We start from the raw sequence: 12,934 nt of genomic DNA, 5'->3' as shown, positions 1-12,934 counted from the left end.
TTAGTCCGGAATATTCGCCAGGTCGTCGAGCCAGACCGTCGCTTCCGAGTCGCTCGGGGCGCGCCAGTCGCCGCGTGGCGACAGCGAGCCGCCGTTGCCGACTTTCGGGCCGTTCGGCACGCAGCTGCGCTTGAACTGGCTGGTCTTGAAGAAACGGAACAGGAAGATCGACAGGTTGCGCTTGATGGCGGCCAGGTCGTACTCGTTGCGCGACCCATGCTCGTCCGGCCAGCGCCCTTCCCCGCGCGCACGCCAAGCCGAGTAGGACAGGAAAGCGACCTTTGAGGGCGTGAAGCCGTAGCGCAGGATGTAATACAAATTAAAATCCTGCAGTTCGTAAGGCCCGATCACGCTTTCCGTGATCTGCGCAGGCTTGTCGTCGCCTTCCTTGCCCGGCACCAGCTCCGGGCTGATCTCGGTGCCCAGGACGTTGAGCAGCACTTCGGCGCCGCCCTTGACCACCGCGCCGGTTTCCGCCACCCAGCGCACGAGGTGCGTAATCAGGGTCTTCGGCACGCTGGCGTTCACGTTGTAGTGCGACATATGGTCGCCCACGCCGTAGGTGCACCACCCAAGCGCCAGCTCGGACAGGTCGCCGGTGCCGATCACGATCGCGCCCAGGTGGTTCGCGAGCCGGAACAGGTGATTGGTGCGCTCGCCCGCCTGCACGTTCTCGAAGGTGACGTCGTACTGCTCTTGCCCTTGCGCAAACGGGTGGTTCAGGTCTTTCAGCATTTGCAGGCAGCTCGGGCGAATGTCGATTTCCCTGGCACTGCAGCCGACCACGTCCATCAGCGCATGCGCCTGCTGCAGCGTGCGTCCGCTGGTGGCGAAGCCCGGCATCGTGTAGGCCAGGATGTTGGTGCGCGGCAGGCCAAGGCGGTCCATCGCCGCGGCACAGACCAACAGGGCGTGGGTCGAATCGAGACCGCCCGACACGCCGATGACCACCTTCTGGATGCCGCTCGAGGACAGGCGCTGGATCAGGGCCTGTACCTGGATGTTGTAGACCTCGGTGCAGCGCTCGTCGCGCAGGGCGCGCTCGGCCGGCACATACGGGAAGCGCTCGATTTCGCGCGCCAGGGGCAGCGTCGTCTCGAACGGCAGCGCGAGTTTGACGCGCTGGACGCGGAACTTCGCTACTTCGTCCGCGTGCCGGCGCGCCGACTGGGCGAAGGTGGTAGCGCGCATGCGCTCCTGCGACAGGCGTTCGAGGTCGACGTCGGCGAAGATGATGTGCGACTCGTCGAGGAAACGCTGCGACTCGGCCAGCATCTCGCCCTTCTCGTAAATGATCGCCTGGCCATCCCAGGCCATGTCGGTGCTCGATTCGCCGCGCCCGGCCGAGGTGTACAGGTAAGCGGCCATGCAGCGCGCCGACTGCTGGCTCACCAGCTGGTGGCGATAGGTGCTTTTCCCGACCAGCACGTTCGAGGCCGACAGGTTCACCAGCACCGTCGCGCCGGCCATCGCCGCGAACGAGGACGGCGGCACCGGCACCCAGACGTCTTCGCAGATCTCGACGTGAAAGCGCAGCAGCGGCAGGTTCTCGACCTCGAACACCTGGTTCGCCCCAAAAGGGACGGGCTCGCCAAACAGCTCGACCGCATCGACGGCGGCGCATTCGGCCGCTGAAAACTGGCGCGACTCGTAGAATTCGCCGTAGTTCGGCAGGTAGCTCTTCGGCACCAGGCCCAGCACACGCCCGCTTGCCACCACGGCCGCACAATTGAACAGCTGGTGATTGACCCGCAGGGGCAGGCCAACTACCATCGCCATTGGTAAACTATTCGATGCCTCGACAATGGCTTTCAAGCCTTCCTCGCAAGCATCGAGCAGGGCCTTCTGGTGGAACAGGTCGTCGCAGCTGTAGGCCGACAGGCCGAGTTCCGGGAAGGCGACCAGGGCCGCACCCTGCCCGGCCGCCTGGCGCGCCAGCGACAGGGTCTGCTCGACGTTATAAGCGGGGTCGGCGATGCGGCAACGCGGAATCGCGACGGCCACGCGCGCGAAGCCATGGGAATACAGATTGTAAAATCGGTTGGTCATTTGGTGTGCCCTGAATAGGTATAAGAGCAATTTTGAATTATCGCACGCATATCGTTTCTTCCCTGTCCGAGATCGGCCAGGAAGCCTGGGATGGCTTGCTGGCCCGGCAGGAGGAAGCAAACCCGTTTCTCTCGTATGCCTTCCTGCACGCGCTGCATGAATCGGGCAGCGCCTCGCCCGAGTCCGGCTGGCAGCCGCAATACATCGCCTTGTACGACGGCGACGTGCTGGCGGCCGCGCTGCCGCTGTACGTGAAAGGCCATTCCTACGGCGAGTACGTGTTCGACTGGGCCTGGGCCGATGCTTATCAGCGCCATGGCCTGGAGTACTACCCGAAGCTGCTGGCGGCGGTGCCGTTCACGCCGGTGGCGGGTCCCCGTTTGCTGGCAAGCGACGCCGCCGCGCGGGCGGCATTGATCGCGGTGCTCGCGGCGACGCAGCGCGCCACCGAAGTCTCGTCGACTCACATCCTGTTCCCGCCCGAGGAGCATGCGCGCCAGTTGCAGGACGCGGGCTTCATGCTCAGGAGCGGCGTGCAGTTCCACTGGCTCAATCCAGGCTATGCCGACTTCGACGAATTCCTCGCCACCCTCGAACAGAAAAAGCGCAAGAACATCCGCGCCGAGCGGCGCAAGGTGCGTGAAGCCGGCGTGACGATGCGCCGCGTGCGCGGGCGCGATGCGACCGACGCCGACTGGAAGCTCTTCAACCGCTGCTACCGCCACACCTATGCGGCGCACCATTCGACGCCCTACCTGAACCTCGACTTCTTCAGGCGCATCGGCAGGACCATGCCGGACAATATCCTGCTCGTGATCGCCGAGCGCGAAGGCCGGGCGATTGCGGCCTCGCTCGTGATCCACAATGCCGACACGCTGTACGGCCGCTACTGGGGCGAGCTGGAACACGTGCCCTGCCTGCATTTCGAGGCGGCGTATTACCAGCCGCTCGAATTCTGTATCGAACAAGGGATCAAAACGTTTGAAGGCGGGGCCCAGGGCGAACACAAGATGGCGCGCGGCTTCCTGCCGACGCGCACCTGGTCGGCCCACTGGCTGGCGCATCCGTCGTTCGCCGATGCGATAGAGCGCTTCCTCGAGCGCGAGGCGGGCGGGATCGATGAGTACATGAGTGAGCTGAACGAGAGGAATCCGTTCAAGGGGTGAGCCGGCAGCCGTAGTGGACGTAGCCGGAAATATCCGCTTGCGCCCTACACAAACAGCGACGGCTGGCTGTCGGCGTAATCGCGCAGCAGGTTCCACACCACCTTTACCCTGCGCAGCCGGTACAGATCGGTCGGCGCGGCCAGCCAGAACGAGCGCTCGGCAAAGAAGCCCGGCAGCACCGGTACCAGCCTGCCGTCGTCGGGCACCGCATACGGCGGCGCCATCATCAGGCCCATGCCGAGCGAGGCCGCTTCGATCTGCGCCGTCATGCCCGAGCAGCACAGGCGCCGGCGCGGGGTGAAGCCGAGTTCGTCGAGATAGGACAGCTCGCGGCTCGCCAGCCGGTCCTGCACGTAATCGACAAAGTAATGCTGCGACAGGTCGGACTGCTGGCGGATCGGCGGATGCCTGGCCAGATACGCCGGGGACGCGTACAGGTAGAAGCGGAACGATGCCAGGCGCGTGACCATGTAGCGTCCCGTGGTCGGCGGGTCGAGCATCACGCCCAGGTCGGCCTCGCGGTTGGCCAGGTTCGCAAAACTCGGCAAGGCCAATAAATCGATCGTCAGGTCAGGATTGGCATCGAGCAGGCCGACCAGCAGCGGCGCCACCACCTTCACCCCGAACACTTCCGGCACGCCGAGGCGCACCACGCCATGCGCCGCCACTTCCGCCCCGCCCAGCTGCTCGGCCGCGGCCAGCGCCGCGCCTTCCATCGCTTCGGCATGCGGCAGCAGCGCCAGGCCCATCTCGGTCAACTCGTAGCCTTCGCGCGAACGGTCGAACAGGGTCGTGCCGAGCTCCTTTTCGAGGCGATCGATGCGGCGCGCGACCGTCGTGTGCTCGACGTCGAGCCGGCGCGAGGCGCCCGACAGCGTGCCGGCGCGCGCCAGCTCGAGGAAGAATCGGAGGTCGGTCCACTCAGGCAGGGTATTCATCGGCACGTTTGTTTTGTATTAAGACGACGTATTGTGCACCAGTGCACATTCCTCCCGCAATCAATTCCCATATGCATGCTTATCAGCACAAAAATTGTGCGATCGCAGCATTCCTCCTGCATGAACAACGCACCGGTCCGGTGCAGCGGCCTGTGCATTCACGCACAAGGGGTGGGCGTTCAATTATCTTTTCAACCAGACCGAACCGGAGCACACTGCTCTGCGTGCGATTCCGAACATAACGCCATACAAAACCAGGAGACAGGAAATGCGTGTCAGTAATAAGAAGTTTGCGCGACTCAACCGTTCTGCCATTTCCACCGCCGTCCTGCTGGCCATCTATGCCGGCCCGATCGGAATTGCCCAGGCCCAGCAATCCGAAGGAACCCCGGAAGCGCAGGCCGGCGCCGTCGCCGCCGACGGCAGCATCAACAAGGTCATCGTCACAGCGCGCCGGCGCGCGGAGCTGATCCAGGATGTCCCCGGCGCCGTCACTGCGCTCTCAGGCGCCGAACTGGAAAAGCAGGCCATTCCCGACATTACCGCGCTGACCGAAAAGGTCCCGAACACGACGCTGAAGGCGTCGCGGGGCACGAATACAACACTGACCGCGTTCATCCGGGGCATTGGCCAGCAGGACCCGGTTGCCGGTTTCGAACAGGGCGTCGGCATCTATCTCGACGACGTCTACCTGGCGCGTCCACAAGGTGCCCTGACCGACATCTACGACCTCGAGCGCATCGAAGTGCTGCGCGGTCCGCAGGGTACCCTGTATGGCCGCAACACGATCGGCGGCGCGGTCAAGTACGTAACCCGCAAACTCGCCTCGAAACCCACCTTCGACGTCAAGGCGACGGTCGGTAACTACGGCCAAAAAGACCTCGTGCTAAAGGGCAGCACGCCGGTCTCGGACATCCTGCGTCTTGGCGCCACCGTCGGCACCTTCAACCGTGACGGCTTCGGCAAGAACGTCGTCAACGGCCGGGAAAACTACAACAAGGACGTGGTGGCGGGCCGCTTCAGCGCCGAGATGACCCCGACCAGCGACCTGTTCATGCGCTTCACCGCGGACAAAACGGTCGACAAGTCGGAGCCCAAGCAGGGCTATCGCCTGACCCCGGGCCCGGCCCCCGCCAACCTTGCCCCGCTCGGCGACTTCTACGACACCCGCGCCAACCTGTACGCGGTCAATGGCCAGGAGCAGAAGGTGACGACCGAGGGCGGCTCTCTGCTTCTCGAATACACGGTCGACCCGACCCTGTCGGTGAAATCGATCACGGCCTACCGCAAATCGCTGTCGTATGCCCCGATCGACTTCGATTCGCTCAACACGCCGATCTGGGAGGCGCCGTCGATCTACAGCGACAAGCAGACCAGCCAGGAATTCCAGCTGACCTACACCGGTTCGCGCATACAGGGCGTGGCCGGCGTGTTCTTCATGAAGACCAACGCCTTCAATGAATTCGACGTGCTGTACAACGCGCTGGGCGGCCTGTCGCTGCTGACCCGCGACGACATCGACACCGAAACCTGGGCCGTGTTCGCCGACGCCAGCTACAGCCTGACCGACACCTTCAACATCACCGTCGGCGGCCGCTACACCAGCGACGAGCGCACCGCGGCTATCTTCAAGCGCACCTACCTTGGCTTGGCGGGCTCGCCGAACCTGGGCAACCCGGGCGCCGTCCCGCTCGCCGCGCCGAACACCGACCTCGGCCCCGATGCCCTGCACCGCACCGACAAGAAGTTCACGCCGAAGATTGGCTTTGGCTGGAAGCTGGCGCCGGAACATAACGTCTACAGCACCTTCGCCAAGGGTTTCAAGGGCGGCATGTTTGACCCGCGCATGGACCTGGTGGCAACTGGCGGCCCGACCAGCCCGGCCTCCCTGGTCAAGCGCCGCGGCGTCGATCCGGAAGAAGTCAGCACCGTCGAACTGGGACTGAAATCGGCCCTGAACGGCGGCCGGATCCAGACCAACGCGGCGGTGTTCTACACGGATTACAAGAATGTCCAGGTGCCGGGCTCGATCCCGACCTTCGCCGCAAACGGCAGCGTGAACGGCTTCGCCGGCAGCCTGACGAACGCCGGCAAGGCCAAGATCAAGGGCCTCGAACTGGAGGCCCTCGCCTACGTGACCAACCAGTTGAGCGTAAACGCGATGTACAGCCACATCGACGCCGACTACAAGGAATGGTTTGTCGCGAACGCCACTGGCCTGGTCAATATCGCGCCGAACACCGAGTTCCAGAATACGCCAAGGAACGCCGCCAACATCGGGGTGAACTACGACTGGCCGTTCGCGATAGCTGGCCGCAATGGTTCGCTCAGCCTGGCCAACAGCCTCTCCTACAAGAGCCGTGTTTACCAGACCGAGATCGTGAGCGCGCCCGGCATCCCGGCCCTGGATCCGACCGTTCCCGGTAACCTGGCGCTGGCCCAGGACGGTTACGCGCTGTGGGATGCGGGCCTGGTGTGGACCAGCGCCGACCGCAAGATCCAGGTCGGACTGCATGGCCGCAACCTGGCGGACAAGCGCTACAAGGTCGCCGGCTACAACTTCTCCGGCTTCTTCAATACCGTCACCGCTTTCTACGGCGACCCACGCACTGTGCGCGCGACCCTGAACCTGAAGTTCTGATCCGCCCCGAAGACGGCAAGGGGCGTCCACCGGGACGCCCCTTGCCAGGCTCACGTCACGCCACACAGCGGCCTGCCGGCGTACGAGTCACCCTCATTGATTACGGGGTTACATGTCCACCTACACTGAAATCAGCTATACGAGCGACGATAGCCTGCGCCTGTACGCTCGCGATTACGCCGCGGGCGCAGGGCCGGCACGTCTTCCCGTTATTTGCCTGCACGGCCTGACCCGCAATTCGGGCGACTTCGACGAGCTGGCACCGGACATCGCCGCCCTCGGCCGGCGCGTGCTGGTTCCCGACGTGCGCGGGCGCGGGCACTCGGCGCGCGACCCGAATCCCGCCAACTACAACCCGGTCGTGTATGCCGGCGACGTCGTCAAGCTGATGCACGACCTGGGCATCGCACGCGCCATTTTCATCGGCACCTCGATGGGCGGCCTGATCACGATGACGCTCGCCGTGCGCCACCTCGAACTGATCGCGGGCGCGGTGATCAACGACGTCGGCCCGGTACTCTCCCTCAAGGGCCTGGCGCGCATTGCCGGCTACGCGGGACGCTGCGGCACCCTGGCCTCGTGGGACGATGCCAGCGCCTACCTGAAGGACATCAATAGCTGCGCCTTCCCGGATGCGCCGGACGAAGAGTGGGGCAAGTGGGCGCGCCGCGCGTTCATGGAAGACGAATCGGGCAAGCTGGCACTGCGCTACGACCCGCGTATTGCGATAGCATTGCAAACAGGTAAACTGCGCCCGACCTCGCTGGCCGGACGCCTCGCCTTCAAGCGCCTGGCGCACAAGCGCCCGACCTTGCTGGTACGCGGCGCCCTGTCCGACCTGGTCGAACCGGAACAGGCGGCGTGGATGCGGCGCGCCGCACCCACGATGCAGTACACCGAAGTGCCGAACGTCGGCCATGCGCCGATGCTCACCGAACCGGAAGCCTTCAGCGCAATCCGCCAGTTCCTCGCGCGGCTTCCTTAAAACAGAAACAGGAGACTCCATGCACCATCTGATCAAACCCCTCAGCGCTGCCGTCCTCGCCGCCTTCGCCGCCGGCGCCGCGCCCTACGCGCTGGCCGCCCCCGACCTGAAGATCGCCCTCATCGCCGGCAAGACCGGCGCGCTCGAAGCCTATGCCAAGGAAACCGAAACCGGTTTCATGATGGGCCTGGAATACCTCACCGGCGGCAAGATGGAAATCGGCGGGCGCAAACTGAAGGTCATCGTCAAGGACGACCAGAGCAAACCGGACCTCGGGCGCACCCTGTTGGCCGAGGCGTATGGCGACGACAAGGTCGACATCGCGGTCGGCACCAGTTCGTCCGGCTCGGCGCTCGCCATGCTGCCGGTGGCGAAAGAATACAAGAAGGTGCTCATCGTCGAGCCGGCCGTGGCCGATGCAATCACCGGCGACAAATGGAACAAGTACATCTTCCGCACCGCGCGCAGCTCGATGCAGGACGCGATGGCCGTCGCCAGTACCCTGAAAGGCGGCAGCGTCGCCTTCCTGGCCCAGGACTACGCATTCGGCCGCGACGCGGTCAAGGCCGGCAAGGAAGCCCTCGCGGCCACCGGCAGCAAGGCCAAGGTCGTGCACGAGGAATACGCCCCGGCCGCCGCCACCGACTTCACGGCGCCGACGCAGCGCTTGTTTGATGCGTTGAAAGACAAGCCGCAGCCGCGCGTGCTGGGCATCATCTGGGCCGGCCCGAACCCGATGAACAAGATCGCCGACATGAAGCCCGAGCGCTTCGGCATCTCGCTCGCGCCCGGCGGGAACATCCTGCCGGTGATGAAGACCTGGAAGAACTACGGCGGCACCGAGGGCACGGTGTATTACTACTACGCCTTCCCGAAGAACAAGATGAACGACTGGCTGGTGGCCGAACACACCAAGCGCTTCAAGGCGCCGCCCGACATGTTCACCGCCGGCGGCTTCGCCGCGGCCAGCGCCGTCTTCACCGCGCTGTCGAAAGTCCCGAGCGGGAACAGCGAGCAGCTGGTCACGGCGATGGAAGGGATGCGCTTCGAGACGCCGAAGGGCCCGATGACCTTCCGCAAGGAAGACCACCAGGCGCTGCAGTCGATGTACCACTTCCGCATCAAGAAGGACCAGAAGAACGAATGGGACCTGCTGGAACTGGTGCGCGAGATCCCGACCGCCGAGCTGCCGCTGCCGATCAGGAACAAGCGCTGACATGATCGACGCCAACGCAAAGGCGGCGCAGCAGCCGTCGCTGTCCACGCGGGACCTGACGATCCGCTTCGGCGGACACGTCGCCGTCAACGCGGTGACGGCCGACTTCTACCCCGGCACGCTGACCGTGATCGTTGGCCCGAACGGGGCCGGCAAGACGACCTACTTCAACCTGGTCTCGGGCCAGTTGCCGGCAAGCGCGGGCAGCGTGATCCTGAAGGGCGAGGACATCACGCGCCACGGGGCGGCGCGCCGCACGCGGCTCGGCATCGGGCGCGCGTTCCAGCTCACGAACCTGTTCCCGCACCTGACGGTGATGGAAAACGTGCGCCTGGCCGTGCAAAGCCGTGCCGGGGTCGGCATGAACATGTTCTCGGTCTGGTTCGGGCACAAGGAACTGATCGAACGCGCCGGGCACTACCTGGAGCGCGTGGCGATGGCGGCCAAGCGCGACATGATCGTCGGCGCGCTTTCGCACGGCGACCAGCGCAAGCTGGAAGTGGCGATCCTGCTGGCGCTCGAACCAAGCGTGTTGATGTTCGACGAGCCGACCGCCGGCATGAGCGTGGACGAGGTGCCGGTCGTGCTCGACCTGATCCACGCCGTCAAGCGCGATGGCAACAAAACCGTGCTGCTGGTCGAGCACAAGATGGACGTCGTGCGCCAGCTGGCCGACCGCATCATCGTGCTGCACAACGGCACCCTGGTCGCGGACGGCAACCCCGGCGAAGTCATGCAATCGAAGATCGTACAGGAAGCCTATCTTGGAACACCCGAAAACGAACATGCGTAGCCCGGGCGGGTCTCGCGCCCACGGGGACAATGCCACCCGGCCTGCGTCTGATGCATTACTCACCCTATCCGGCGTGCACACCCACATCGGCCAGTACCACATCCTGCAAGGGGTGGACCTGGTCGTGCCGCGCGGCGGCCTGGCGGTCCTGCTGGGCCGCAACGGCGCCGGCAAGACCACCACCCTGCGCACGATCATGGGCTTGTGGAAGGCGAGCGCCGGCAGCATCACCTTCGACGGCCAGGACATCACCAAACTCGCCACGCCCGACATCGCACGTCTCGGGATTGCCTACGTCCCGGAGAGCATGGCCGTGTTCTCGAGCCTCACCGTGCGCGAGAACATGCACCTGGCCGCCCGCAACGGGCCGATGGACCAGGCCAGGATCGACTGGATCTTCGGCTTCTTCCCGGCCCTGAAAAAGTTCTGGAATTACCCGGCAGGGAACCTCTCGGGCGGCCAGAAGCAGATGGTTGCCATCGCCCGCGCGATCGTCGAGCCGCGCAAACTGCTGCTGGTGGACGAGCCGACCAAGGGCCTCGCGCCCAGCATCGTCCAGAGCCTGATCGCGGCCTTCCGCGAGCTGAAGGACCTCGAGACCACCATCCTGCTGGTCGAACAGAATTTCAATTTCGTGCGCTCGCTCGGCGACAGCGTCAGCGTGATGGACGACGGCCGCGTGGCCCACGCCGGCACGATGGCGGCGCTGGCGCAGGACGAGACGCTGCAGCAGCGCCTGCTCGGCCTGTCGCTCGACTCCCACCAATAGGACTCCCGATGAGTGCAACCCTTCCCCTTACACAGCCCGATACCCCGCTGCCCAGCGCGCCGCGCGACATCGCACCGCTGCTGCTGGTACCCGTACTGGCGCTTGTGATGCTGCCGCTGGTCGGCAGTTTCCCGACCTGGGTCACCCTGACGGTGGCCGGTCTCGCGATGGGCATGATGATCTTCATCATGGCCAGCGGCCTGACCCTCGTGTTCGGCCTGATGGACGTGCTGAACTTCGGCCACGGCGCTTTCGTGTCGGTCGGCGCCTTTACCGCCACCCTGGTGCTGCTGCCGATGCGCTGGGCGCTGGAAGCCGATTCGCTGCTGCTCAACCTGGGCGTACTGGGACTGGCGGTGACCCTCGCCATGGTCGTCACGGCGCTGCTCGGCTGGGCGTTCGAGCGCATCATCATCATGCCGGTGTATGGCCAGCATTTAAAACAGATCCTGATCACGATGGGCGGCATGATCGTCGCCGAACAGCTGATCAACGTGATCTGGGGCGCCGAGACCATCCCGTTGCCGCTGCCGACCTCCCTGCGCGGCGCGATCTTCCTGGGCGATGCGGCGATCGAAAAATACCGCCTGCTCGCGGTCGTGGTCGGCCTGGTTGTGTTCGCAGTGCTGTTCCTGACACTGAACCGCACCAAGATCGGCCTCCTGATCCGCGCCGGCGTTGAAAACCTCGACATGGTCGAGAGCCTGGGCTACCGCATCCGCCGCCTGTTCGTGGCCGTGTTCGCGGCCGGCTCCGCGCTGGCCGGCCTGGGCGGCGTGATGTGGGGCCTGTACAAGGAAACCCTGTCGGCCGCGATGGGCGGCGAGACCATCGTCATGATCTTCATCGTGATCATCATCGGCGGCCTCGGTTCGGTGGGCGGCTGCTTCATCGGCTCGCTGCTGATGGCCCTGGTGGCCAACTACGCCGGCTTCCTGACCCCGAAATTCGCGCTGGTCTCGAACATCGCCCTGATGATCGCGGTCCTGATGTGGCGTCCGGCCGGCCTGTATTCGAAATCGGGGAGCTGAATCATCATGAACCGACTTCTCTCCGGCGACCTGCCGCGCAGCCGCATCCTCACGCTCGTCCTGCTGCTGGTCTTCCTCGGCCTGGCGTTCGCACCCTTCCTGACCAGCGGCGCGCGTCCGCTGAACACGGCGGCCACGATCTGCGTCTACATCGTGCTGGTGGCGTCCTACGACCTGCTGCTGGGCTACACCGGCATCGTCTCGTTTGCGCACACGATGTTCTACGGGATCGGCGCCTACGGCATCGGCCTGGGTCTGGCGTCCGTCGACGAGCCGACCTGGTCGGCCGCATTGACGGGCCTGGGCCTGGCCCTGCTTCTCGCGCTGGCCCTGGCCTTCGTGGTGGGCCTGTTTGCCCTGCGTGTGCGCGCCATCTTCTACGCGATGATCACGCTGGCCGTCGCCTCCTCGTTCGCGGTGCTGGCCTCGCAACTGTCGGACTTCACCGGCGGCGAGGACGGCAAGACCTTCAGCGTGCCGGAAGTCCTCTCGCCCGGCTTCACGCTGTTCGAGAGCGAGGTGTTCGGACGTGCGATCGACGGCAAGCTGCTGACCTATTACCTGGTGTTCTTCGGCTGCCTGGTGCTGTTCCTGTTCCTGCTGCGCCTCGTCAATTCGCCTTTCGGACGCGTGCTGCAGGCGATCCGCGAGAACGAGTTCCGCGCCGAAGCGCTCGGTTACCGCACCGTCGTCTACCGCATCTGGGCCAACTGCCTGGCGGCGCTGGTGGCGGCACTGGCCGGTGCGCTGATGGCGTTGTGGCTGCGCTATGTCGGCCCGAAGACTTCGCTGGGCTTCGAGGTGATGACCGACATCCTGCTGATCGTGGTGATCGGCGGCATGGGCACGATGTACGGCGCGGTGGTCGGCGCCGCGCTCTTCATCCTGGCGCAGAACTACCTGAAAGAGTTGATGGCGCATGCGTCAACGGCCATGGAAGGCGTGCCGCTGCTGGCGGCCGCCCTGCATCCGGACCGCTGGATGCTGTGGCTGGGCGTGCTGTTCGTGCTGTCGATTTATTTCTTCCCGATTGGAATCGTCGGCAAGCTGCGCCTGCGCAGCCATCTCGCCCGGCGCTGATCGTTTCTCCCGCGCGGACGGCGTCCTGCCGTCCGCCGATGCCCCTCCCGAAGCACCGACATGCTGCTACCAGCGCGATACCTGCCTGCCAGGCCGCTACGCACATTCAAGCCAGATCAAGGTTCGTGATCGTTCACCTCCTATGATGAACCGAGCCCGCACTGAACCAGACCGGGCTCGATACGGTCTGAATCGTGACGGCGGTGCCTGACACCGCCGTCCTACGTTTGCTGGCCCCTGGCCTGGGCGCGCCCTGCTTCATGCGC

The 12,934-nt window shown here is 64.9% G+C and carries 10 protein-coding genes; 8 read left to right on the top strand and 2 right to left on the bottom strand.

Features of this window, described 5'->3' with window-relative positions:
- Nucleotides 1–2,049: an NAD(+) synthase gene (locus ACHAC9_RS19150; RefSeq protein ID WP_435762303.1), complete on the bottom strand. Its 2,049-nt coding sequence runs from the start codon at nucleotides 2,047–2,049 to the stop codon at nucleotides 1–3.
- 32 nt (nucleotides 2,050–2,081) lie between these two features.
- Between ACHAC9_RS19150 and ACHAC9_RS19145 the strand changes: the two genes are divergently transcribed.
- Nucleotides 2,082–3,215: a GNAT family N-acetyltransferase gene (locus ACHAC9_RS19145; protein ID WP_435762301.1), complete on the top strand. Its 1,134-nt coding sequence runs from the start codon at nucleotides 2,082–2,084 to the stop codon at nucleotides 3,213–3,215.
- Nucleotides 3,216–3,259: 44 nt separating this feature from the next.
- Here ACHAC9_RS19145 and ACHAC9_RS19140 read toward each other — a convergent pair whose 3' ends face one another.
- The gene (locus ACHAC9_RS19140) at nucleotides 3,260–4,153 is read right to left on the bottom strand and encodes a LysR family transcriptional regulator (RefSeq protein WP_435762299.1); all 894 of its coding nucleotides are present in this window, start codon (nucleotides 4,151–4,153) and stop codon (nucleotides 3,260–3,262) included.
- Between the two features lie 268 nt (nucleotides 4,154–4,421).
- Here ACHAC9_RS19140 and ACHAC9_RS19135 point away from each other — a divergent pair, with 268 nt between their 5' ends.
- From ACHAC9_RS19135 to ACHAC9_RS19105, 7 genes are all read left to right on the top strand, one after another.
- Entirely contained in the window at nucleotides 4,422–6,794 is a 2,373-nt protein-coding gene (locus ACHAC9_RS19135) for a TonB-dependent receptor (protein WP_435762297.1), read from the top strand.
- Nucleotides 6,795–6,906: 112 nt separating this feature from the next.
- Nucleotides 6,907–7,779 carry an alpha/beta fold hydrolase gene (locus ACHAC9_RS19130; RefSeq protein WP_435762295.1) on the top strand — a complete coding sequence of 291 codons (873 nt, stop codon included), beginning with the start codon at nucleotides 6,907–6,909 and terminating at the stop codon, nucleotides 7,777–7,779.
- A gap of 19 nt (nucleotides 7,780–7,798) precedes the next feature.
- Nucleotides 7,799–8,995, top strand: a complete 1,197-nt coding sequence (locus ACHAC9_RS19125; RefSeq protein WP_435762293.1) for a substrate-binding domain-containing protein — start codon at nucleotides 7,799–7,801, stop codon at nucleotides 8,993–8,995.
- A gap of 1 nt (nucleotide 8,996) precedes the next feature.
- Complete coding sequence (locus tag ACHAC9_RS19120) at nucleotides 8,997–9,788, top strand: ABC transporter ATP-binding protein (protein WP_435762291.1); 792 nt, start codon at nucleotides 8,997–8,999, stop codon at nucleotides 9,786–9,788.
- Nucleotides 9,781–10,557: an ABC transporter ATP-binding protein gene (locus tag ACHAC9_RS19115; protein ID WP_435762471.1), complete on the top strand. Its 777-nt coding sequence runs from the start codon at nucleotides 9,781–9,783 to the stop codon at nucleotides 10,555–10,557. The genes ACHAC9_RS19120 and ACHAC9_RS19115 overlap by 8 nt, the downstream gene beginning before the upstream one ends.
- 8 nt (nucleotides 10,558–10,565) lie before the next feature.
- Nucleotides 10,566–11,588, top strand: a complete 1,023-nt coding sequence (locus ACHAC9_RS19110; protein WP_435762289.1) for a branched-chain amino acid ABC transporter permease — start codon at nucleotides 10,566–10,568, stop codon at nucleotides 11,586–11,588.
- A 6-nt stretch (nucleotides 11,589–11,594) separates the two neighbouring features.
- Nucleotides 11,595–12,668 carry a branched-chain amino acid ABC transporter permease gene (locus ACHAC9_RS19105; protein ID WP_435762287.1) on the top strand — a complete coding sequence of 358 codons (1,074 nt, stop codon included), beginning with the start codon at nucleotides 11,595–11,597 and terminating at the stop codon, nucleotides 12,666–12,668.
- Nucleotides 12,669–12,934 lie beyond the last annotated feature (266 nt).

Source organism: Massilia sp. CMS3.1, assembly GCF_051262535.1.
In the GTDB taxonomy this organism is placed as follows: domain Bacteria; phylum Pseudomonadota; class Gammaproteobacteria; order Burkholderiales; family Burkholderiaceae_D; genus Telluria.
Note: the sequence above shows the minus strand (reverse complement) of the source record. Positions and strands in the feature narration are given on the sequence as shown.

What these genes read in the sequence shown, in the direction of transcription:
- ACHAC9_RS19150 (WP_435762303.1), bottom strand. Translation starts at nt 2,049, where the DNA reads ATGACCAACCGATTTTACAATCTGTATTCCCATGGCTTCGCGCGCGTG.
- ACHAC9_RS19140 (WP_435762299.1), bottom strand. Translation starts at nt 4,153, where the DNA reads ATGAATACCCTGCCTGAGTGGACCGACCTCCGATTCTTCCTCGAGCTG.
- ACHAC9_RS19135 (WP_435762297.1), top strand. Translation starts at nt 4,422, where the DNA reads ATGCGTGTCAGTAATAAGAAGTTTGCGCGACTCAACCGTTCTGCCATT.
- ACHAC9_RS19130 (WP_435762295.1), top strand. Translation starts at nt 6,907, where the DNA reads ATGTCCACCTACACTGAAATCAGCTATACGAGCGACGATAGCCTGCGC.
- ACHAC9_RS19125 (WP_435762293.1), top strand. Translation starts at nt 7,799, where the DNA reads ATGCACCATCTGATCAAACCCCTCAGCGCTGCCGTCCTCGCCGCCTTC.
- ACHAC9_RS19120 (WP_435762291.1), top strand. Translation starts at nt 8,997, where the DNA reads ATGATCGACGCCAACGCAAAGGCGGCGCAGCAGCCGTCGCTGTCCACG.
- ACHAC9_RS19115 (WP_435762471.1), top strand. Translation starts at nt 9,781, where the DNA reads ATGCGTAGCCCGGGCGGGTCTCGCGCCCACGGGGACAATGCCACCCGG.
- ACHAC9_RS19110 (WP_435762289.1), top strand. Translation starts at nt 10,566, where the DNA reads ATGAGTGCAACCCTTCCCCTTACACAGCCCGATACCCCGCTGCCCAGC.
- ACHAC9_RS19105 (WP_435762287.1), top strand. Translation starts at nt 11,595, where the DNA reads ATGAACCGACTTCTCTCCGGCGACCTGCCGCGCAGCCGCATCCTCACG.